Origin of the sequence: Runella limosa DSM 17973 (genome assembly GCF_000482465.1) — a bacterium.
Taxonomy (GTDB): Bacteria; Bacteroidota; Bacteroidia; order Cytophagales; family Spirosomataceae; genus Runella; species Runella limosa.
This window is the reverse complement of the sequence record NZ_KI519420.1, coordinates 915,294-938,282: the sequence shown is the minus strand read 5'-3', so window position 1 is coordinate 938,282 and position 22,989 is coordinate 915,294. Positions and strand designations below refer to the sequence as shown.

Genomic DNA, 22,989 nt, shown 5'->3' with positions numbered 1-22,989 from the left:
GAATGGCCCAAATCAAAAAACAGACCTTTCAAAGTACCATCTATTCTTACCTAAGCGCAGCAGTTGGCTTGGTAACTCAGGGGTATGTTATCCCTAATTTCTTTGCAACCGACCAAAATGGGCTCATCAGCCTGTTTTTGTCGTTAATGCTACTGCTGCCCTTATTTGCTAACCTCGGTTTCAACGGGGCAGGAACGCGCTATTTCCCCTATTTTCGTGACGCCAAAACCAACGACCATGGCTACGTATTCTTAGCCTTGCTGTTTTCTTTTGTTGGTTTTATTATCGTCGTTGTTGCGCTCTGGTTTTTCAAAGAAGGGCTTATTGAAGAATACCAAAAAAAGTCCATTTTGTTGGTCAAATATTACCCATATTTGCTACCTATTGTGGCTTTTATGTTGATATTCAACGTATTTGACGTTTATTCTCGCCTGCATTACGACTCAGTGACGGGTACATTTTTAAGCCAATTTGTACTGCGCCTCAACAACCTCGTGGTAGCAATTCTATATGCGTTTCGTTGGATAAACTTCGACCAGTTTATGATGATTTGGTGCGCGGGAATTTCGTTACCAATGGTGCTTATTGTGCTCAAAACCATTCGAGAAGGGCGGTTTTCGTTACGCCCTGATTTTGGTTTTTTGAAACAATCTCAGTTATTGGTTCCCATTCTTAAATTTTGCGCGCTCTCCATTGTCGCCTCACTTTCTTCGCAAATTGTGCTCTACATCGACAAAATCATGATTACCGACATGATTGACTTGAATGCCGTGGGCGTTTATAGCACAGCCTCCTTTTTTGGGACGGTAATTGCCATGCCCATGATTGCGATGCAGCTTATTGCGGGCACGATAGTAGCAGAAGCGTGGAAAAATAACGACCACGAAAACATCGCCAAAATTTACCAAAAGAGCTGTTTGGTTCAACTTTTCGTAGGGCTGTGGGTATTTCTCGGAATCTGCGTCAACCTCGACAACATTTTCGAGTTTCTACCGCCCGCCTACGAAGCAGGCCGCTGGGTAATCGTATGGATTGGCCTTTCAAAAGTGTTGGACATGGCAACGGGTATCAACGGTACGATTCTTAACACGTCAAAGTATTACTACCTCGATACCATTTTCTTTATCGTCCTTATTTTTTGTACCGTATTATTAAACCACCAACTGATTCCTACTTTCGGGATTGAGGGGGCGGCGATTGGAGCGGTTGTTTCAGTATTCATCTACAACCTTTGTCGTTATGGCCTCCTTTGGTATTTATTTGGATTTCAGCCTTTTAACTCCAAAAACGCTATTGTTGTCGGAATGGGAATTGCCGCTTTTGGGCTAGTGAGCTTATTACCAAGTTTAACAGGCAGCCCAATTGCCATACTTGGAGACATGACTTACCGTTCCATTACCATTACGTTGTTGTTTGTAGGCGGGTTTTATGTGAGTGGCTACTCCCCAGAATTTAACCAACAGTGTACTACTATTTATCAAAAACTCTGGGGAATAGTGGGTAAACCTAAACAATAATTTATGGTTTTCTTAACCAATAATTGAGACAAGTTTGTCCGTGACCGTAGGTTGACACTTTCATTACCTCTGCTGCTTTTCCTTCAAAACCTTTATTGAATTTTTCAATTTTAAAGCCAGCCTTTTCAAAAATCGGCGGACAAATGGTTTCAGTTAGAATTAACGGGTGCATTTTGTTGGTCACGTAATGCTCATCAAACGACAAAAATGCCCTTGCGCCAGGTTTCAGATAGGTATATAAATTGGCGATGATTTCGTCAAAATTATAGCAGTGGTCGAGAACGTTGATACTAAAGATAAAGTCAACTTGCCCTACCAATTCGGGAATGGATTGCTCGGCGGGCGTAGAAAAAACTTTCCACGCATCACGTAAGTCCGTCCACGGAATTTCACGCAATACGTCGTCGGCCATTGGTTCTAACGCCACCAATTTGGCATTTTTAAAGTATTTACCACGCAACATACTGCCTGCTCCCACATCCAAGACTACCTTGCCCTCAAACTCATCGGCATCAAATCCCCAAGATTTGAACAATACACTTGTTTGTTGTAGGAAGCTTTCTGTTTGGCGCCATGTGTCGTTTTTGTGAAAAGCAAACTCTCCTTTTTGGGCCTCCGCTTTCCATTTACTAGGGTCGGCGGCCGTTTTAGATTGACGTGTTGTCCGAAAAAAAACCTCAATGAGTGGTTCTAATTGGCGATATATCTTCCCGATAAGCGACATAATGTTTCTTTAAAGTGAATAGTTGAAAGAAAGTACAAAGATAAAGCAAATAGCAGTCCTTTTTGGCCTAGGCTACATTTATTCCTACCTTTGACAATTAGTGAACCCCTATTTTGTGACTAAGCGCTACCATTTTCATGGCTCGACATTTATTCAACGTCCACAGTCCAATCACGTACTTTATGGCACTGGAAGTGATTCGCATCGAAAAGATTCCCGTCGAAGCAGTTACACTTCTCATTAGCCGTAATTTCTTGCCTCCAGACGGCACCTACCAAGCCATACCACTGCCTTTTTCTCATTATCCGATAGATTCGTTTGCAGTTCAAATCGCTTTTTGGAAATCTTGGAACAAGGTGAGGGAATTCGACCAGTGGCTTGAAAAAATAACGCAGCAACAACCCTTTACGCTCTACGCTGCCCATGCCTACAGCAGTATTTTTCACCTCATGGTGACGCATCCGATGTGTCAGGGCTATTATTATATTGAAGAAGGGCTAGTGGCTTATCGACCTCCCGCCGATTGGGACATTCAGAAGCCCTTTAATCCGCTTCGTTCGGTACTTTATTATCTTAATTTCGGTCAAAGAAACCGTCCAAATCGTAGTTTTTTTACGACACAATTGGGACGCTATTTGGGTGCATTTGGCGTATCACAACACTCATTCCCTAAGCTTACTAACCTCCAAGTAGTTGGTTTGCCTTTTCCTAAGATTGAATCTGATGAAAAGTACCAATGCGTTATTGTTCATGACAATATCTATGACCATCATGGTTTGACGCCAAGCACCTACCTTCGGTGGGTTGAGGTGATTGTGAACGATGCCCTTAAACGCGGTTTTACCAGTATTTACCAAAAATTCCACCCCGCTCAAGAGCAAGCCTCATTGCAGGCCATTGAAGCCTTTATGCAACAAAAGGTCGCTGGGAAGGCCAGCCTACACACGCTAGGTGCCTCTGACTCTATCGAACAAATTTCCCTAAGCCAGCACCCTGTTATCTATGTGTGCATCAGTAGCGTTGGGCTTTATGCTCATTTGGCTGGTTCGGAGGTTGTGAGTATCTACAAAATTTGTTGCCAAGACCAGCCCGTTTTCAAAAGTTTTGGTCATTTGTTGCCGAGTTTTTACCTCGAAAATGTTACGTATTTGCAGTATCCATCTCAAAATTAATACCCAATGAATCAACCATTGGTTTCAGTCATTGTCCCTTGTTATAATTACGGCCGGTTTATTGCCGAAACATTAGAAAGTCTTCAAAATCAAACACTTCAAAATTGGGAGTGCGTCGTTGTGGATGACGGTTCAACCGACAATAGTGCTGAGGTTGTACAAAAATTTGTAGAAAGCGACCCCCGTGTTCGTTACGTTTATCAGCAAAATCAGGGACTTCCTGCTGCTCGTAATACGGGGATTCGGGCCACAACGGGGAAATACATTCAGTTTTTGGACTCTGATGATTTATTACAATCCGACAAACTTCAACACCATACGGCGTATTTGGAAACACATGCCGAGGTTGAGCTTGTCTATGGCGGTTTACGCTATTTTTATGACGGCACGTCCGAGCTCATTTTTTCTCCCCAACATAAAAGCACCCCTTGGACCCTCGATAAGTCGGGGGCAGGCATTGACCTTTTGCCATTTTTAGTGATTTCGTGCGTCATTATGCCTCCCATGCCCGTGATGCGGCGAACGACAATAGAAAAAGTAACTGGGCTTTTTACAGAAGATTTACCCTCTTGCGAAGACTGGGAGTTTTGGATTCGGTGCTGCTATAAAAACGTCCAATTTACTTATTTAGACTTGCCAAATACCTTGCCGCTCATGCGCCTACATCATACCAGTATGACCCGTAACCGCATCGTTATGGTCAACAGTTTTATTGAAGTTCGGCAAAGGTTACGCCCCATTTTACCCACCCCTCAGCTAGTCAAGCTCAACGAAACGTTGTTAAATAATGATTTTGTTGAAAAATGTATCTTAACCCTTGAACGTGAAGGGCGTATGGCTGCGATACGCGAAGCATTTTACTTGTCTATTGAACGAAAAAGCTGTATTTTACTCGGGTGGAGTGTTTTACTTTTTGCCTTACCGCCAACGTGGGCTGTAAAGCTTCTTCAACTCCAGCGTTCATTTCACAAACGTTTTTATCACTGGGTATTTAAAAAGTAAACTTATGAGAACCGTACCTTTATTTCTACTGCTTTTCTGTGCCTACGTTACCGTAGCTCAAACGCAATTTTCGGTCAGTTTCCCAAAATCAAAAGGAAGTACCTTCGACGGGCGCTTGATGCTTTTTCTGGCAAAAGACAACAAATCTGAGCCACGTTTTCAGGTGAGTGACGAAGCCAACTCGCAGCAGCTTTTTGGACAAAACGTGGATGCTTGGCAAGCCGACAAGCCTGCTTTGGTAAGCGCCACTGCTTATGGCTATCCTGTCAAATCACTCAAAGATTTTCCTGCGGGAGAATATTGGGTACAAGCGCTTTTGCACAAATACGAAACGTTTAAACTTAAAACGGGTCATACCGTAAAACTGCCGATGGACCGAGGCGAAGGCCAAAACTATCGCACGGCTCCAGGTAACTTGTTTTCAAAACCCTTCAAAATCAAGTACGACCCCAAGGCTAAACAAGTGGTAAAAATTGTACTTGACCAAGAAAACCCGTTACTGCCTGAACCCAAAGACACGAAGTACATCAAACACATCAAAATCCAAAGTAAACTTCTGACTGAGTTTTGGGGACGGCCGATGTATTTGGGGGCTCACGTACTGTTGCCGCATGGATTTGATGAACACCCCGAAGCAAAATACCCCATTTGCATTAACCACGGTCACTTCCCCGCCGACTTTGATGGCTTCAAAGAAACACCTCCCCCAGCCGACATGGACACGACCGATTACATCGCTCGTTTTGGGATATATGGGTATAAAAAATTTGTTTGGCAAGAAGCCTACAATTTTTACAAACAATGGACAAGCAAGGATTTCCCTCGAATGCTCATCGTTGAAATCCAGCACGCGACCCCTTACTATGACGATTCGTACGCCGTCAACTCGGCCAATATGGGACCATACGGCGACGCCATCATGTACGAGTTGATTCCCGAAATTGAGAAACAATTCAGAGGCATTGGACAAGGTTGGGCGCGTTTTCTTTACGGCGGTAGCACGGGAGGCTGGGAGGCTCTTGCGGCCCAAGTGTTTTATCCCGATGAGTTTAACGGCTGTTTTGCGGCTTGTCCCGACCCTATTACCTTTGAAGCCTACACGGTTGTTAATATTTACAAAGACGAAAACGCGTACTTTTTGCCGAGCGACTTCAAGAAAACCGCACGCCCAGGGATGCGCAATTACCTAGGTCAGGTAAAATGCACCATCGAAGAAATCAACCAACGCGAACTGGCCATTGGTGATAATTCGCGCTCGGGCGACCAATGGGATATTTGGCAAGCCACTTACTCACCCATGGGCGAAAATGGGTATCCAAAGCCCATTTGGGACAAAGAAACGGGTAAAATCGACCATAGCGTAGCGAAATACTGGTCAGAGAACTACGATTTGATGCACATTCTCAAACGCCAATGGGCAACAGTTGGTAAAAAACTGCAAGGAAAAATCCACATCTACTGCGGCGATATGGATAATTATTACCTCAACAACGCCGTGTACTTGATGGAAGATTTCTTAAAAACAACCAAGAACCCGCACTACGACGGTGAAGTAAAATACGGCGACCGCTTTGAACACTGCTGGAATGGCGACCCCAACGTCCCCAACTACGTATCGCGGCTTCGTTATAATACCCTGTACATTCCGAAAATCTTGAAGCGTATTGAAGCAGGCGCACCCGCAGGAGCCGATTTGAAGAGTTGGCGGTATTGAGATTATACTCCACTGATACTGGTATTGTTGCTTACTAAAAGAACGACCGGTATCAGTGATTCACAATTGTTTATCCAATCGGTTGTTGCTAACTTGCACTACAAACAGTTATACTATGCACTATCTTGAAAGAATTACGATTGATCCTGAAGTTTGTCATGGGAAACCTTGTGTACGGGGTATGCGGTGGCCTGTTGAAGTTATTATAGATATGTTAGGAGCAGGAATGTCTTTTGACGATATTTTAGAAGACCATCCCGAATTAGAACGAGAAGATATACTTGCTTGTCTTAGTTATGCCAAAGTTTTAGTATCTGGACGTTCACTTAGAGAGGCTGCCTAAAATGAAATTTATTTGTGATGTACATATCCCCTTTAAGCTTGTCAAATTTTTATCGAACAACGGTTTTGAGTCATTTCATGTCAACTCATTAGAAAATAAGTGACACACCAAAGATTCAGTAATTTGTCAATTTGCTGATAATAATGGTTTAATTGTTGTCACAAAAGATGAAGATTTTCGCAACTCCTTTTTTCTTCAGCATACTCCCCGCAAATTAATTCGTATAATTTTAGGCAACATCTCCAACCAAGAATTGCTTACTGTGTTTGAACAGCATTTACTTCTCATCAGAAAGTTGAACGAAGACGATTCTTTTTATCTCGAACTAGGTCGTAGTGTTAGTATCTACAAACTTCCAGAGTAAATCATCATAAATCCGCATGAAACTAAGTTGGATAGGGTTGCTAGTATTAGTGATAAATAGCAGTTGCCAGCGTGCCAATAACACCCCCAAACACAACCCCTATTTTTCGTTGACGGATACCACAGAAGTACGGATACCAAACAGTGTTTGGGAAGAAGTTCTGGACGACGGCGTTTACACTGTCACGCGGGAAGGCTCTACCGAAGCTCCTTTTACCAACGAATACCATGATTTTAAAGGAGAAGGCAACTATCACTGCGCCGCCTGTGGTAAGTTACTTTTTTATTCGGCCCAAAAATACGAAAGTGGTACGGGTTGGCCAAGTTTTTGGCAACCCGCTACGCCCAATTGTCTTTTGTTCAAACGTGATTTTTCGGAGCGAGAAGAACGCATTGAAGTGCGGTGTAGGCGGTGCAATGGGCATTTAGGGCATCTTTTTTACGATGGCCCTGCGCCTACTCGACAGCGTTATTGTATGAACTCGTTGGCGCTGAAGTTTGTACAAATGGCTTCAAAAAAACACTGATATAGCGACTCAAACCCACAAAAAAAGCCGCTCCAGCGGAACGGCTTTTTTCTTAACAAGCTTCTCTAAACCTTCAAAATAATTAATGTTCTACTTCTTCTTCTACGTGGTGGCCGTTGCCGTTTGAGGTACCATTATTGAAAACATAAACCGCTTCTTCGGCTGGTTTTTTGCCCAAACGGAATTTCAAACGCTCCACAATCCAGTACATGGTTGGAACTACAATCAATGTAAGAGTAGTACTGAACAACAAACCGTAGATAATGGTATATGCCAATGGCCCCCAGAACAAGGCACTGAAACCACCGATAAAAATTTGTGGATTAAACTCGGTGAACAACGTTACAAAGTTGATGTTCATCCCCAATGCCAACGGAATCAAGCCCAAAATACAAGCTGAGGCCGTCAACAATACGGGCGTCAAACGAGCGGCACCCGCTTCAATCAACGCTTGGCGTGTAGGGTAGCCACGGGTTTTTAACTCATCCGTAAATTCAATCAACAAGATACCGTTCTTGATCACAATACCCGCCAAAGCAAAGATACCTACCCCCGTCATGATGATTGACATGGTTTTACCCGTAAGCATGAATCCAAGGAACACCCCAATCAAGCTAAACAACACGGTAAAGAAGATAATAAGTGGCTTGCTGGTGGAGTTAAACTGCGTCACCAAAATCAAGAAAATCAATAAGATAGCTCCCAAAAACGCTACTCCTAAGAATTGCATTGATTTCATTTGTTCTTCTTGCTCCCCACCCAAACGAATCGTATAGCCTTGTGGAAGGTCTAGGCCGTCCACCACTTCTTGCACTTGCACGTTTACTTCGTTGGCGTTGAACCCACCAAGTACGTCCGACGATAACGTCACTACGCGCTCTTGGTCTTTGCGGTTGATACCACTGTAAGTCGTTGCGTAGCGAATGTTAGTCAACGTACTCAACGGAACTTGACGCAACACACCACCAAGGTTCATATCGCGATAGACCACGTTCATGCTCAACAATTTCTCAATCTGGTTACGGTCGCCTTCCTTCAAACGCACCATGATGGGATAATCATCCTTGTCATCACGGAATTTAGACACTTCAGTTCCGAACAACGCCCCACGAATTTGCAACGCAATCTGCGCCGTACTGATACCTTCACGGGCTGCTTGCTCGCGGTTGATGTCAATCACAATTTCAGGTTTGTTCAACACCAAATCCGATTTCAACTCTTCAATACCCTGAATACCCGATTTGATGATGGCATTTTTTACTTTTGCGGTTACTTCTACCAACTGGCCAAAGTCTTCCCCAGCAATCTCAATCGTCACTGGCTTACCTGTTGGCGGCCCGTTACTTTCTGGCTCTGCCGTCACTTGTGCACCCGGAATTCCTTTTACTTTTTCACGAACTTTCGCCAAAATGTCGGAAGTCGATACTCCATGGTGAAGGCGTTCTTCTACGCTCTTGAAAGCCACCGTAATTTTGCCTTTGTGTGGCACAACAGTACGGTCAGGGTTGAAAGGGTCACCCGCATTGATACCAACGTTCGTAATTACTGAGGCTACTGCTGGGCTATTTTTGCCGATTACGCTATAGACTCGGTCTTCCAATTGCTTCATTACCTCGTTGGTTTTAGAAGCATCCGTTCCTTGGGGCATTACGCAATACACATACACAAAATCAGGGTCACCACTTGGGAAGAATACCGATTTTGGAGGGAAAGCACCCATCAACACAAATGTGCCAACCAAGATTCCAATCACTCCCGCAAATACACCGTAAGGGCGGCGACCCGTAATTACCCACGCAATCACTTTACGATAACCGTTTTTGAGACGCGGGAACACGTTTTCTTGGAAAGGAACAATGATTTTTGGGGTCAGAATGTAGTGGTTAAATACATATAGAATGGCAATGAATAAAAGTAAGTTACCAATTCCAAAGTTGATTAAATATCCTACTGCCGCAAGTCCTAGCAACACAAACAAAGGGGTGCGAATCGACTTGAATGATTTGTCCTCGCTGGCATGTTCTTCAACGCGTTTTAGGGAAGAAGCGGCAAAAACAGGGTTCATTACGTAAGCCACAAACAACGACGCAAACAAGGTTATAATCAGCGTCAATGGCAAGAATTTCATAAATTCACCCACAATACCTGGCCAAAACAGCAATGGCAAAAACGGCGCGATGGTCGTCAGGGTACCCGACAATACTGGGATAAATACCTCACCAGCCGCATACGAAATGGCTTCGGTACGGGTCAGTTTTTTGTCGTCGTTATAAACGCGGTGGGCGTTTTCAATCACCACAATCGCGTCGTCCACCACAATCCCGAGTCCCAATAAAAACGCAAAGAGTACAATCGTATTAAGCGTAAACGTAATACCCGTTGCCGAAGCAATGACGGGGAACAACACAAATGCTACCAAGGTAGATAGTGGAACAGATAGACCTACGAAAATCGCATCTTGAACCCCCATGAAAAACATCAATACCAATACCACGAAGATAAAGCCCAAGATAACGGTGTTGAGAAGGTCGTTCAGCTCCACTTTGGTACGCTCTGAGCTATCGTTGGTCAAACTTACTTTCAAACCATCTGGGAACTTGGTTTCTTCATATTTTTTCAAAATTGCCTTGATTTCATCCGCTGCCGAAATAAGGTTTTCGCCTCCACGTTTGATGACGTTGAGCGTAATTACCGTTTTACCATCCAGACTAGCATAGCTTTGTTTTTCGGCAAAACCATCTTTTACTTCGGCCAGTTCGGCCAAACGAAGCGTAGCACCCGTCGAAGAGCGAACAATGATGTTTTCCAATTGACGAACATCCTTGAACTCCCCTACTACACGCAAGTTGCGGCGTACGTTGTCCACGTTTAGCTCACCACCCGATACGTTGATGTTTTCGCCCTGAATCGCATTTTGAATTTCGTAAAACGATACTCCCGCAGCCTGCATTTTGTACAAGTCGAGGTTGATTTGGATTTCGCGATCCAGTGCTCCTACGATGTCCACCCGCGTAATTTCTGGCAACGACTCGATTTCGTCTTTGAGTTGTTCGGCATAATCTTTCAACTTTTTCAACGAGTAATTCCCCGCCAAGTTGATGTTCATAATCGGAAACTCCGAGAAGTTTACCTCCTGCACCGAAGGGTCTTGTTTACGGTCAGACGGAAGGTCCACCAACGCTTTGTCAACGGCATCCGCTACGCGTTGTTTGGCTTCTTGCGCTTTGATTCCCGTCGAAAACTCTACCGTAATCAGCGAGAAGTCTTGAATCGAGTTTGATTTAATTTTTGTTACCCCACTCGCCGCTTTGATTTGCTTTTCGATGGGTTTGGTAATAACAGTTTCAATATCCGAGGGGCTCGCGCCAGGATAAATCGTCGAGACAATAACCGTCGGAACGGCGATTTCGGGAAACTGTTCTTTGGGCATCGTGAAATACACGAACAAACCCGCTAGTGAAATTATAGCTGTAAAAAGATAGACGGTGGTTTTATTTTCTAAGCACCAACGCGTCACTTTGAAGTCTTTTAGGGTTGTCATAACCTTACGGTTTAGGTTAATCGTTGTCAATTAATTGGTTACCAACCTCAGTACGGTTAACCATTAACGAATAACAATTAACAGTTTTTAGAAACTGATTGCCTGACCATCGACCAAGTCTTGATAGCCGTCTGTGATGATTAAATCGCCTGCTTGGAGTCCATCCAAAATTTCGACGTCACCGTTGTAAGCTACCCCCATTTTGACCTTACGCCCTTTGGCTACTTTTTTGTTGCCTTCGGTAGTTGCTACATATACCACATCGCCAAACTCAGTACTCTGAATATAGTTCTGCTTGATGACCAATACGTTCGCCTTGTTGATATCCGCGATATTCAACACCGAAAGCATGTTTGGCTTAATGTCGGCACTGGTTGGAATCGCTACTTCGATTTTGAAGGTACGGTTAGCTGGGTTTACCAACTTGCTAATAAACGTCACGCGGGCGTTGATTTCACGGTTCAAATCAGGCAACACCACCTTTACAGCATCGCCCATTTTGATGTGGCTGATATAGACGTCAGGCACGTTGGCCGTTGCTTTGAGGCTTCCCAAATTCACGATGCTTGCCAATGGCATGCCTGGCGCAGCCACTTCACCCGTTTTGGCCATCACACGCTCCACTGCACCACTGATGGGGGCATAAACGTTGTACAAATCCACTTGTGTTTCGAGAACGGCCAAGTTTTTCTCCAACGCTTCTTTGTTGTTTTTGGCTTGCAAATACTGGATTTCTGTTCCAATTTTTTGGTCCCAAAGTCCTTTTTGTTTTTCAAAAACAACATTTGCCAATTCCATTTGCTGTTTCAAAGCCGCAATCTGATCGCGCAAAATAGCGTTGTCAATTTTAGCCAACAACTGGCCCGCTTTCACCGTTTGCCCTTCTTTTACATAAACCGTGGTATAAGTACCCGCCATACGAGGCGTAGCTGTTGCCGTATTTTTGGTTTCAACCGTTCCTTGAATTTCGATAAAGCTTTTGAAGCTACGCGTTTGAAGCGCTTCTGTAATCACAGGAAACACTTTCTCTGCCGCTTTCATGCTTGGGTCAGCTGCCTTAATTTCGGCATCCAACTTGGCAATTTTTTCGGTCAATGTCTTTGACTCCGCTTTCAATTTGGCCAGTTCTTCTTTTTTACCTGCCAACGAATTATCTGTTTTTCCGCCACCACAAGCAGTCACAAAAACCGAAAGGAACAGCACCGCTACACCCGCGCGGAGCCCTGTTTTGAAAGGAGTGTTTTTATTGGTAGTATATGTTGTCAACGTACTCATAATAAAGTTTTTAAAGATTAGAAGGATAATTTTCCTTTTGCTTTGTCGAGGTCGATTTTGGCAAGTAGCAAATCATACAACGACGCGAAATAGTTGGTTTGAGCTTCTTTCAAGGCCGACTCGGCGTTGATAACCTCAATGTTTGAACCCGTTCCCGATTGGTATTTGATTTTAGAAACCCGCACCACTTCTTGGGCCAAATCCAAATTACGTTTTTGGCTCTTCAAGGTTTCGAGGCCATTGACAATGGTAATATTGGCGCTACGAATCTGTAAATCAATCGACTGCTCAACCAAGCTCATGCTTTGTTTTACTTTGTCCACCGTAAACTTGGCTTGTTGGATTTTGTACTTCTTCGCAAATCCATCAAAGACAGGGATGTTGACGCTCAAACCAATGTTTGCATTGTTGAACCAAGGTGAAGTAAAGAGTTGCGAAAACTTGTTACGACCAGTATTGTATCCATAACCCGCAAACGCCGCCACGGTAGGATAATACCCCCGCTTGTTATTTTCCACATCCATTTCGGATAATAACAAGTTGCTTTTGAGAATGGAGTAGTCAATGCGTTGGTCGTAGCTAAAAGAAGCATTATTATCTGCCTTCACCTCTGTTTCGATGCGAGCTACTTCGTTCTCGTTGATACGGTCGGTCAGTACGATAGTATCGTCGAGTTTCATTCCCATCTGGAACTTGAGCATGTAATAACTCAAGTCCACTAGGTTTTGCACTTTTGAGCGTTCTGTTTTCAGGTTGTTGAGTGATACTTCTAAACGATCAACATCCAATTTTTCTACAAAACCTTTTTGGTTCATGGCGCTCATCTCACGGGTGAGGCTGTCCAAACGCTGAATATTCAAGTCCAAAAGTTTGGCTCTTTCTTCCGCTACTAACACACTGTAATAGGCTTTCGAGACATTTTCCGCTACTTGAATCTTTGATTGCGTTACGTTTTTAACCGCCAATTCACGATACGCTTGGGCTGCTTTTAGACCAAGCAACCATTGTGCATTAAAAATGATTTGGTTCAATTGTGCAGCGGCAGTACCTGAGTATTTTACTCCAAAAGGAATCGCAACTGGAGGATCATCTGGTGAACCACCAACAAAGGCGGCTGGTAAAATTGCCTTTTGGATAATCAAATTGTCCAAAATGTTGACGGAAGCACTCACTTGTGGCAACCCCACTGATCTGATTTCGCCAATGCGAGATTCGGCGCTTTGGGCGTCAGTTTGGGTATTTTTGACATTGATATTGTGCGTTAGTCCGTACTGAATGGCTTCCTGAAGTGAATAACGCGTTTGGCTGTACGTCGGAAACAGTGGTAGCATGAGCAGTACCAGCCATTTCCATTGCGGTCGAAATTGTGGCATATAGTAAAGTGTTGATTATAAAATTGTGGGGTTGTAAAAAAAAATGAGCTGTTAATAGGTATTCTTTTGGCTAAAAAATGCCATGGTGGATATAGGCGTTGAAAGCTGTTTGGTTATATATTTCTCATACAGATTTAGTCCTTCAATGGTCACAATTCCGCGTAAAAAGTGGTCGAGCAGTTCCAATTGCGTATCCAGTGGGTTAAATTGCCCCAGTGGAAAGAGGTACGGGTCTAGCCCCATTTCTACCTGTTCGAGTCTCAAGCGCGACATTACCTCTACGTTGACGGTGGAACGGTACAAGCCCATTTCGATGCCTTTCAAAAGGTTTTTCCTGACCATCTCCAGAATAAATTCTTTTTTATACTTAGAGAATAAATCCCACGCTTGTGGGTAATACCTCTTGATGTCAAAAATGGCTGTCGGGTTCATTCCCGCCATCGTTTGGCGCATCATTTCAGAAGTCATTACCATCTCAGCAATTGGGTCAGGTGCTTCATTTTGCATTTGTTCGGCGATGTCGCGATCACAAGCAAAATGGTGCTCAACTCCTGCATACACCATTGCGTTTTTATCTTCAAAATGCTGATAAATGGTTTTTTTAGAAATGCCCAATTCCCTTGCAATGTCGTCCATCGTTACGCTTTTTACCCCGTAACGAAAAAACAATTCTTGGGCTTTATCTAAGATTCTTTCTCTCACTCTTACTGTACTTAGTTTTTCACTTTTTTTATACGAAACTTCGGAAACTCAATGAAAGTTCAAAGTTTCCTGCGTTTTTTTTATAATTATTCACAACGATTAGCTAAGTGTTAAGTATCTAGTAAGTTGATTATTATCTATAATACAAAATAAATGGGCGCTAGTGACAACCCTATGTCAGTAGGGTTAACTTTTTTTTATGAAATTTTGAGGTGGTACACAAAAAACAAATTTTGTACTTTTTAAATAATAAATTTAACCGTAGCTGTTTTTCAAAAATTGGATGATGTCCTGAAAAATCAACCGCTACAAAAGTAAAAACCCACTTTACGGTAGTGTACAAAAACTACGTAAAGTGGGTAAAAACAAGGACGAAAGGGAAGAAAATAAGGATAAACCTGCGTTTACAATTCTTCGCTTAGGAGATTTTCCGCCTTGAGCTTATTATTTTCTTCTTCAACCAACCGATTGATTTCTTTGATTACGTCAAAAAACACAACCAACTTGTCCAAAGGAATTTGGTCGCGCAGCATCGTATTAAACGAAATAACACCTTCGCGGGCTTGTTCGCGTTTGCGCTTGCCCACATCGGTCAAAAACACTTTCACAAAACGCTTATCCGTTTCGTCCGTTTCTCGACGAATCCAGCCGCGTTCTTCGAGCGCTTTCAGAGTGCGAGTCAGACTGCGGGGTTCCATTCCAATCGACGGTCCAATCTTGGTAGCAGGCGTCCCGTGATCGAGGTCAATATTTAGCAGTACATATCCAATGGCCATCGTCATGTCGTAGCGACGAGACGCATAGGTATTGTACATTCTCGAAATGGCGTGCCAAGCCCATTTAATATGAAAATCCACCGTTTTTTCCTTGCGCATTGCCTATTGTGAGTTGGTATCAGTTTAGGCAAATATAGAAGTTAATCTTTAACGTAGTAGGCTTGCATACTATTTTTATTATACTGCCAAATGAAATTTAGTAGCGTACTTACGAACGGCACGGCCAATAAATAACCCACCAATCAGACCTGGCATAATCCAAGTGGCAATATAGACTGCTTGAGGCGCTTCGGGAAAAATATAGCGGATATTGACTAACGCAAACGCGGTAAAAGTAGCAATGTACGACCCACCCATCCGTTCAATGTGAATAAAAAACCACTCTTTGGCACCGTACTTTGCTTTTTCGGGAGCAAGGTACTTTCGAATATCGTACAACGCATTGGTACCGCTAAAAAAGCCAAATGCTAAAAATAATATACTCATCGATGAAAATTGCCCCGTTTGAAATGAGCGCTGCACAAAGTACAAACCATAGAACATCATTATCAATGACGCCGCTCCCATGACCGGCGAAATCGCCCAATCATACCACCGAACGGGCTCGCTTCCACGTTGTTGCAAAGCTCTTTTTCCCGTAAAACACATGTAAAAGCTAAAAACAGCGATACCTGTCAAAAACAAGCGTCCATCTGTAAACGGGCTTACTAAAACCAAACCCAACGAAGAAAACGCCACGATGACCATCGACCAATAATACACCAATCCCGTTCGATTGTGAAGGGTATTGCCTTTTTTGGACAACATCGGTATAATACCCACGCCGAGGGCTAAAAAACCGAAAGCAATGTGCGTGATAAGGAAAAAAGTTTTCATGGCCTGACTGGTTATTGGTTGATTGATGAACCAAAACTCGTACAAAATCAGGCACAAGGGTAGCAAAACACGACGAAGCGTCGCATCTTGAGCGTGAAGTGTCATCCCAAAAGAATGAAGAAATTAGCGTCTAGTGTCCGTAAACGCACGACAAGCTTCTACCAAGGTTTCAATGTCTTCGTCGGTATGCCAAGCGCTCAATACAATGCGGGTATTGGCCCTGTCGGTTGGCTTGGGATAAGCAAAACTATACACAAAAATACCTCGCTGAAGCAAAAATGGATACAAGTCGTCGTGAGGTGTGTAAAACACTGGGAATAACGCGTTAGAAGCATTAAAAAGCCCCAAAGGAGCAAGTTGTGCAGCACATTGACGGACATTATACGCCAAACGTTGATATGCCTCGGCATACAGGTCAGTGGCGTGTAAATACGCGTACAGATGATTAGGAGCAATGGGTGAGCATCCGCCAAAATAAGCCGTCGAACGAATTTTTTGCAGCGTATTTTTATCCGAAAATAGCACACCACCAGGCAACCCCATCGCTTTGGCTAGTGAAGCAGTGACAATAACCCGAACGTGTGAGACCGACGGAATTTGCCCCCAAATACCTTTCCCCTCTTCACCTATCACCCCCAATCCGTGCGAATCGTCAACGAGCAAGACCCACTCACGGGTTTCAGGAAGGCGCTTTATCCAGTCAAACGCATATAATTTCCCGCGTAAAGCATCCACGGAATTAGTAACTAAGCATACTTTAGCAGTATCCTGAAAAGACGATGATTTTACTAAGTTTTCCACCCAATCCTCAAAACTCACTGCTGGAATCGACACCTGAGGTACATGCCACACCGCAGGGTGAACGTCGGGTGAATAGACAAACTCATACCCATCTAACATCAACTGTCGAATCGCTGCCTGCCCTGCCAACATCCCCGACGACAACGTTAGAGCCGCCTCCGAACCCGTCCAAGCCGCTAATTTAGCCTCCGCTTGTTCGTAGATACGCAATTGCAAATTTCCGTTGCGTGAGCTGCCATATACACTTCCGTACGCGTGTAACCCTTCTTGAATCAAGGCTTGAAAAGCGGGATTTTGCGGCAGACCTAGATAAGCCGTACCGCTAAAGTACAAGTAAGTTTGGCCATCTAGCTCAATCGTCCGATTAGGCAAGTGGGTAATTTGGTGATAACTAGCCGAATTCAAAACAAGTCAACGTTGGTGTTAATGCAATTGTGCGCCCGTACCGTTTTCGGTGGCAAAGATAATTTTTCCAAAATCAAATTGCACGCCCGTTGCGGGGTCATTGGCAATAAGCAACGTACCATCCATATCCACGTAGTCGAGCATCGGCAACAAGTGCGCAATGGCCGAAATTCCTACGCTACTTTCGTTCATACAGCCTACCATCGTTTTTAGGCCAAGGGCTTTGGCTTCGGCCAGCATACGCCGTGCGGGCGTAAGGCCACCGCATTTGGTCAGTTTCACATTTACTCCGTGAAAGTAACCCGCGCATTTGGCCACATCTGCTTCTACAATGCAACTTTCGTCGGCAATGCAAGGCAAGGCACTTTCGGCATAAACTTGTTTCATGCCCGTCCAATCGTCCGCTTTCAACGGCTGCTCAATAAACTCCACGCCGAGTGCTTTCAATTCGTGACTATACTCAATGGCTTGCTTCGCCGTCCAAGCGCAGTTCGCATCTACTCGAAACACTGCATCGGTGTGGCTCCGTAGGGTTCTAATGATGTCCAAATCTTCGGTCGTACCCAATTTAATTTTGTACAATGGCCACGGAAATTCTTTCATTTTCGCCACCATTTTATCAATGGTATCAATCCCAATCGTATAATCGGTAATCGGTATTGCATCGGCTGAAAGCCCCCAGGCATCGTAGAGCTTTTTACCTTGTTTTTTGGCCCAAAGGTCGTTAGCGGCTTCATCAAGCGCACACTGCGCAAACGGAATATCGTGCAGGTATTGGTTTGTCAACTGCCAAAACTCCTCGGGAGACGTTAGGTTGTCGTTTTCAATCACATTTCGTATTTGCTCCAGGCGGTCAACCATTCCGTCAATCGTGATACCGTAGTATTTGTTGGAAGTAGCCTCTCCAAAACCGCGAAAATTTCCTTCGCGTAGTTCTACAATGAGCGTAGGCTGAACGTCACGGGAGTCGTGTGCAATGGTAAAGGTGTGACGAAGTCGTAAATCGAAGCGATGAAAGTGTAACTGCATATCTTTAAAAACAAAAGAGGAGACAAAAGTACATCTTTTCTCTCCTCTCTCCACTGATTAGTCGTTTGAAAACCCTGGTGGACAAATAATACTGTAAAACGTATAACTCAGGGTAATTGACGTGTAGTAAAATTTATCGCGGGTAGTTGGATTACCAAGTTGGATTTTTTGACCCAGAGGCACATTATCTCCCAAATCGTCCAAATAATCAGTAAAGAGAACCCTGGTACCAAACTCGAACTCTAAGCTCCACGGGCGTTTGAACTCCCATTTCACTCCCGCTCCAAACGGGATATTCATTTGGGTCGTTTTATAATCGGCTGTTTTGGTACGCGGTTTGAATTTGTAAAAACCCAATCCCCCCATCAGATAAGGTGTCCAATTCACATCTTTGCGACGTTGTGAGTAATTCAGGAAGTTATACTCAAGAATTAAGTCTCCTTCAGTTACCCTAGAGCGAAAAGAACCATTACGGGCTTGGTTAAAAGGATCAGACGAGCGACTGTCTTTTGCCCCAATGATGCCCATATTTCCACCGAGTCGCAACGAAACTGCTGGCGACACATTGTAACGCACAAAAGCATGGCCTCCAGGCAAATAGTTTTTAGGATTAAAAAAAGGCGCATAGTCTCCTTTGTAATTAAACCCTCCTAGTCCAGCGCCAACATTCCACCGTTGAGCTTCGGCCTGTAAAGAAAAGGCTCCCAAAAGGAAGCCGATAACATAAGTTTGCAGTTTGCTATTCACGTATGATGAATTCTTGGTTTTTGCCCTTGCTAATTTTATCGAAGTCCAATGACTTAACGAATCGGCGGGCATTTAATTTTAGTTGGTAACACATAGGTTACTGTGATGCTAGAAAGCATGTAGGTGTCTTTTCGAGCAGGGTTTCCTCTAGGATCTCCCTGTTGCCAACCGCCCAAAGGCCCTCCCGCAAATGGATTAGCGGTCGGATTATTCGGATCTACTATTTGTGCTACCGTAGAGGTTCTATCACGCCCAGTGCGTGCGGCAATTGGTTCCAAAGTTCGGTTTGACATTGCCCGTGCCATGTCATTTTTAAGAATGTCAGGATTTGGATAAAAACCACTTGCATCATCCAAAAAATCTGACCCAGAAAAACGAAAGCCACCTTCTACCCCAACATTCCACAGGTCATTGATTTTCCAAGTAAAGCCCAATCCCAGAGGAATAGAATATGTTACCAATGAGTAAGGTTTCTCAAAACCTGGCTGGCCCTGACCTTCCGTTCCAAGTGGTTGAAGCGCAATCCAACGTTTGTTTTTAGGATAACGATCATAAGATGTTGAATCAGGAACCATTGCTTTCGGATTATGCGCCAATAAAGCAATCCCTGCAAAAATATAGGGGGTAAACTTTGCGCGACGATTGGGGCTACGCCCATCTCCCCAAAATTTGTAAATACCGACTAAGCTAAATTCTTTAAGGTTGTTACGAAAATGCAAGTTCCGAACATAAGAACCTGAAAACGGCGTACCTCCGCGGTTATAATACTCATCATCACTAAAAATTTGTGCCCACGTAAACCCAAAACGCGCTGCCAAATGCGGGGTATAATGCTTGGTATAAGCAGCATTGATGTTCCAACGCATAGTCTTAAATAAGGTATTCACTGGGCTTCGATAGGGTGCCAAATCACCTGCATAGCTAGACGTCCCCGCCCCAAAACTCACGGTAGAGTACTGCTCAAATGGCGTTCGACGACGGCGTTGTGCCTCCGATTGGAGCGTCACAAACAGCGTAAACAACACGATTCCGACAATTATCTTATAATTCATTCGCTTTACTGGATTGATGCGTGACTTTGTGTTCAACGCAAAAATGAATCTTTTTATTGAATATCCCCGCAAAAATCGCGCCTAAGATTAATTGCGGGCATCTAACCCCCAATGTAGTTTTGTACGTAGGGTTTGGACAAAATTGTCTTGTTTAAACTTGACAAGTCGCGCTTTAAAAACGGCTTTTTTTACGGTCAAAGCAATGGTAGAATCCACAATCCGAAACCGCGAATCTAGCGAAACAAGGAAATTATTACTACGGCTTTCTACCCGAAAAGTCAATTGGCTCCCATCGGGAATAATCATGGGGCGAACGTTCAGGTTATGCGGACTAATGGGAGTGATGACAAAAACATCATTGGTTGGTAAGACAACAGGCCCTCCGCAGCTCAATGAATAACCCGTCGAGCCCGTAGGAGTAGAAACGATAAGACCATCTGCCCAATACGAATTTAAAAACTCCCCGTCTAAGTACGCATGAATGGTAATCATCGACGAAGTATCGGTTTTTGTAATGGTAAAATCGTTCAGGGCAAAGTTATAATCTTCAAATAAATCATTGTCTGAATTTACACTAACCAATGCCCGCTCTTCGATCTGGTAATTTCCTTCAAAAAGCGCTGCTAATTGGGCAGGAATACACTCAGGGGAAACCGTTGCTAGAAAGCCTAGACGCCCCGTATTTATCCCCAAAATAGGTATTTGGCGCGAACGAGACTGCATAACAGACTCCAGCAACGTACCATCACCACCTATGCTAAAAATAAAATCAGCATCGGGTGCCCCGTGCGGATGGGGGTACGTTTTGGGCGTATGTGGCTCTACTCCTGCTTGAAGAAGATGCGTATAAAAGGACGCAGAAATTGAGAAATCTACCCCTTTTTGTTGAAGTATATCAAATAAAGCCTGTACGTGAGGCTGCGTTTCTGTGGTAAAAATACGTCCGTGAATGGCGATTTTCATGGGTATCGCTTCTCAAATAAGTAAGGACGCAAAGGTAGAACTTTATACGATTAGGTTTCTAAATAACGTAACAATAAATCAAGACGATGACGGTCAGGGTTTTCCACGGGTGCATTGCCAAAGACGTTTTCTACCGTGTAGCCGAAGCGCTCTAGGGTGGCTACTACGGCCGACACTTCCGTACGATTTAGCTTCAAGGTCAGCGTGGCTTCATCAAGCGCGCCGTATTCGGCTCCCGAAAAAAAGCTGCTAATAATTTTTGTACTATTGGACTCGACCAATCGGCTAATTTCGGTCAATGAATAATCTCGGTTGGCCATTTTAAGCACAACCACCGCCCCTTTTTCTTGGACCCCAAGCAAATTGGCAAACTTAGAAATCATGTCACTTACCAAAATCGTACCTGCGTACAAATTGTCTTCGTCCAGTACGGGAACCGTATCTAGTTGGTAATGAGTAGCAATTCCCATTACTTCAAAAATGTGTTGAAATGATGTTGCATGAACTGGGTTGGGCGGAAGGTTTAAGTCCGAAAGCTGCTTTTCGTCGTCAGGTAAACTCAATAACGTGTCCTCACTGAGCAGGCCTTTATATACTTCCTCTTCCACCAAGGCCAACTGACGTAGGCCATACTCGTCCATTAAGTCAACCGCCTGCCCTACCGAATCATACGGTCGTAACACGGGGGTCGTAGCGTTAATAAGTTCTTCAGCGAGCATGTTGATGTGTATTTTTTGGAAAACTTAGAAAAGTTATTTAAAGTTTCCAAAAATATTGAGTGAATTTATTACAAACAGTACCAGTGAGCACCAATATTAGCTTAAAGTTTCTCTACAATAAACTCAACCCGACGGTTGCGGCGACGTTCTGCTTCGGATGTTCCTTTGGAAACAGGGCGGGTAGAACCCAAGCCTTTTGCCCCCACCCGCGCGGAATCAATTCCTTTGGCTACCAAATACTTTTTCACGGCATTGGCGCGGTTTTGCGACAATTCTACATTTTTATCAAAATCACCAAGATTGTCGGTATGGCCTTCCACCCTAATTTCCATGTTGACATTTTCGCGCATGAGCTGAACAAGTCGGTCAAGCTCAGAAGAAGAAGCAGGCAATAAATCATACTTACCCGTATCAAAATAAATATTGTTGAGCGTGATGCTTTCTCCTACCGCTACGGGATTGAGCACAATTTCGCTGGCAACTTCCTCTCCTGCCTTAGCTTGGGTCAAATCAAATGCACCACTGGCAGGAAAATACCCTTTGGCAGCAGCCACATACGCGTACTTGTTGCCCGCATCCAAACTAATTTTAAATTTCCCCGACGACGCCGACAACTGCATCGAGTCCAGCCCATTGTCTTCGCTCGGAACAACGTAGCTTATTTTTGCGGCAATAGGTTTTTTCGTTTTAGCATCTATCACCGTTCCCCGCAATGTGACCACTTTGACCACGGGAGCTTCTGGTTTGCTCTCAATTGGCGGCACAGGTGTGGGTGTATTGGCAATAACGGGTGGTTCTTCTTTTTTAGGTTCAGGCTTGGGTTTGGGCGGCACTCTCCTTGGGTTACGAATGTGTACGCCAAAGTAATTCCAAAACCGCTTTGTTCCGTAATCTTTTCCCTCAAACATATCAAATACCTCAATGCCAGGGTCGAGCCTTTCGTAGTAAACAGAAAATTTTACCACATCGCCTGGGTAAACCGTGCGGGTTTCTGGGGCTACAGGAATCCCTACTGCCTTGATAAATTTGAACTTCTTCGTTGTATTTTTAGGTTCGTACAAGCGAGTTTTAGGATCCACCTCAATCGTATTTCTATCTAAATTTCCTTGACGCTCGCCAAAAAAATCGCGAAGGGTGGGATTGCGTTGTGCAAACTCAAACCTAAAATGCAATATCGTGTAGTCATCGGTCAGCTCCACTTTAGTGAGTATCACTTCGGGCTGCGATTGTTCTTCAACGTAGGGGCTTAACGTGGTAATTTTCTGAGCCATTGCCCCAAATGAAACCCATAAAAATAACAAAAAAGAGTAGCGTAGTCGTTTCATGGTCTTAGCAAAGATTCTTTTTACTCGCCCGAATAACGTCTCT

The 22,989-nt window shown here is 43.9% G+C and carries 20 protein-coding genes and 1 pseudogene; 7 read left to right on the top strand and 14 right to left on the bottom strand.

Annotated features, from left to right (window positions below):
* The first annotated feature begins 2 nt into the window (after positions 1–2).
* A complete protein-coding gene (locus K339_RS0113935; RefSeq protein WP_028524144.1) occupies positions 3–1,517 on the top strand; it encodes a lipopolysaccharide biosynthesis protein in 1,515 nt (504 codons plus the stop codon).
* 1 nt (position 1,518) lies between these two features.
* Here K339_RS0113935 and K339_RS0113930 read toward each other — a convergent pair whose 3' ends face one another.
* A complete protein-coding gene (locus tag K339_RS0113930; protein WP_028524143.1) occupies positions 1,519–2,241 on the bottom strand; it encodes a class I SAM-dependent methyltransferase in 723 nt (240 codons plus the stop codon).
* 137 nt (positions 2,242–2,378) lie between these two features.
* On the opposite strand from K339_RS0113930, the gene K339_RS0113925 reads away from it, so the two are divergent.
* The 6 genes and pseudogenes from K339_RS0113925 to msrB all read left to right on the top strand — a co-directional run bounded on the left by K339_RS0113925 (position 2,379) and on the right by msrB (position 7,362).
* On the top strand, positions 2,379–3,413 hold the full coding sequence (locus K339_RS0113925; RefSeq protein WP_157607591.1) for a hypothetical protein: 1,035 nt from the start codon (positions 2,379–2,381) through the stop codon (positions 3,411–3,413).
* Between the two features lie 6 nt (positions 3,414–3,419).
* Positions 3,420–4,415: a glycosyltransferase family 2 protein gene (locus tag K339_RS35960; protein WP_051398002.1), complete on the top strand. Its 996-nt coding sequence runs from the start codon at positions 3,420–3,422 to the stop codon at positions 4,413–4,415.
* A 4-nt stretch (positions 4,416–4,419) separates the two neighbouring features.
* Positions 4,420–6,129, top strand: coding sequence for an alpha/beta hydrolase (locus K339_RS0113915; RefSeq protein WP_028524141.1), 1,710 nt, complete (start codon positions 4,420–4,422; stop codon positions 6,127–6,129).
* Between the two features lie 115 nt (positions 6,130–6,244).
* Positions 6,245–6,472, top strand: a complete 228-nt coding sequence (locus K339_RS0113910; RefSeq protein ID WP_028524140.1) for a DUF433 domain-containing protein — start codon at positions 6,245–6,247, stop codon at positions 6,470–6,472.
* Position 6,473: 1 nt separating this feature from the next.
* Positions 6,474–6,836 (top strand): annotated as a pseudogene (locus tag K339_RS37880) (DUF5615 family PIN-like protein).
* 16 nt (positions 6,837–6,852) lie between these two features.
* The gene (gene msrB / locus K339_RS0113905) at positions 6,853–7,362 is read left to right on the top strand and encodes a peptide-methionine (R)-S-oxide reductase MsrB (RefSeq protein ID WP_028524139.1); all 510 of its coding nucleotides are present in this window, start codon (positions 6,853–6,855) and stop codon (positions 7,360–7,362) included.
* Positions 7,363–7,444: 82 nt separating this feature from the next.
* On the opposite strand, the gene K339_RS33640 is transcribed toward msrB, so the two are convergent.
* The 13 genes from K339_RS33640 to K339_RS0113840 form a co-directional block, all read right to left on the bottom strand.
* Entirely contained in the window at positions 7,445–10,903 is a 3,459-nt protein-coding gene (locus tag K339_RS33640; protein WP_084332206.1) for an efflux RND transporter permease subunit, read from the bottom strand.
* 87 nt (positions 10,904–10,990) lie between these two features.
* Positions 10,991–12,178, bottom strand: coding sequence for an efflux RND transporter periplasmic adaptor subunit (locus K339_RS0113895; protein ID WP_051398001.1), 1,188 nt, complete (start codon positions 12,176–12,178; stop codon positions 10,991–10,993).
* Between the two features lie 17 nt (positions 12,179–12,195).
* Positions 12,196–13,551 carry a TolC family protein gene (locus tag K339_RS0113890; protein WP_028524137.1) on the bottom strand — a complete coding sequence of 452 codons (1,356 nt, stop codon included), beginning with the start codon at positions 13,549–13,551 and terminating at the stop codon, positions 12,196–12,198.
* A gap of 51 nt (positions 13,552–13,602) precedes the next feature.
* Positions 13,603–14,253: a TetR/AcrR family transcriptional regulator gene (locus K339_RS33635; protein ID WP_037300348.1), complete on the bottom strand. Its 651-nt coding sequence runs from the start codon at positions 14,251–14,253 to the stop codon at positions 13,603–13,605.
* Between the two features lie 404 nt (positions 14,254–14,657).
* The gene (locus K339_RS0113880) at positions 14,658–15,128 is read right to left on the bottom strand and encodes a MarR family winged helix-turn-helix transcriptional regulator (protein WP_028524136.1); all 471 of its coding nucleotides are present in this window, start codon (positions 15,126–15,128) and stop codon (positions 14,658–14,660) included.
* 78 nt (positions 15,129–15,206) lie between these two features.
* Positions 15,207–15,905 carry a DUF2306 domain-containing protein gene (locus K339_RS0113875; RefSeq protein WP_028524135.1) on the bottom strand — a complete coding sequence of 233 codons (699 nt, stop codon included), beginning with the start codon at positions 15,903–15,905 and terminating at the stop codon, positions 15,207–15,209.
* Between the two features lie 123 nt (positions 15,906–16,028).
* On the bottom strand, positions 16,029–17,111 hold the full coding sequence (locus tag K339_RS0113870; RefSeq protein WP_028524134.1) for an aminotransferase class I/II-fold pyridoxal phosphate-dependent enzyme: 1,083 nt from the start codon (positions 17,109–17,111) through the stop codon (positions 16,029–16,031).
* Between the two features lie 18 nt (positions 17,112–17,129).
* Entirely contained in the window at positions 17,130–18,140 is a 1,011-nt protein-coding gene (locus K339_RS0113865; RefSeq protein WP_028524133.1) for a dipeptide epimerase, read from the bottom strand.
* Positions 18,141–18,197: 57 nt separating this feature from the next.
* Positions 18,198–18,887 (bottom strand): type IX secretion system protein PorG, encoded by a 690-nt coding sequence (gene porG, locus K339_RS0113860; RefSeq protein ID WP_028524132.1) that lies wholly within the window; start codon positions 18,885–18,887, stop codon positions 18,198–18,200.
* A gap of 53 nt (positions 18,888–18,940) precedes the next feature.
* Complete coding sequence (locus K339_RS0113855) at positions 18,941–19,939, bottom strand: DUF6089 family protein (protein ID WP_037300346.1); 999 nt, start codon at positions 19,937–19,939, stop codon at positions 18,941–18,943.
* A gap of 87 nt (positions 19,940–20,026) precedes the next feature.
* Complete coding sequence (locus K339_RS0113850; RefSeq protein WP_028524130.1) at positions 20,027–20,902, bottom strand: NAD kinase; 876 nt, start codon at positions 20,900–20,902, stop codon at positions 20,027–20,029.
* 50 nt (positions 20,903–20,952) lie between these two features.
* Positions 20,953–21,621: a CBS domain-containing protein gene (locus K339_RS0113845; protein WP_028524129.1), complete on the bottom strand. Its 669-nt coding sequence runs from the start codon at positions 21,619–21,621 to the stop codon at positions 20,953–20,955.
* A 101-nt stretch (positions 21,622–21,722) separates the two neighbouring features.
* Positions 21,723–22,946 (bottom strand): OmpA family protein, encoded by a 1,224-nt coding sequence (locus K339_RS0113840; protein WP_037300343.1) that lies wholly within the window; start codon positions 22,944–22,946, stop codon positions 21,723–21,725.
* Positions 22,947–22,989: the final 43 nt, after the last annotated feature.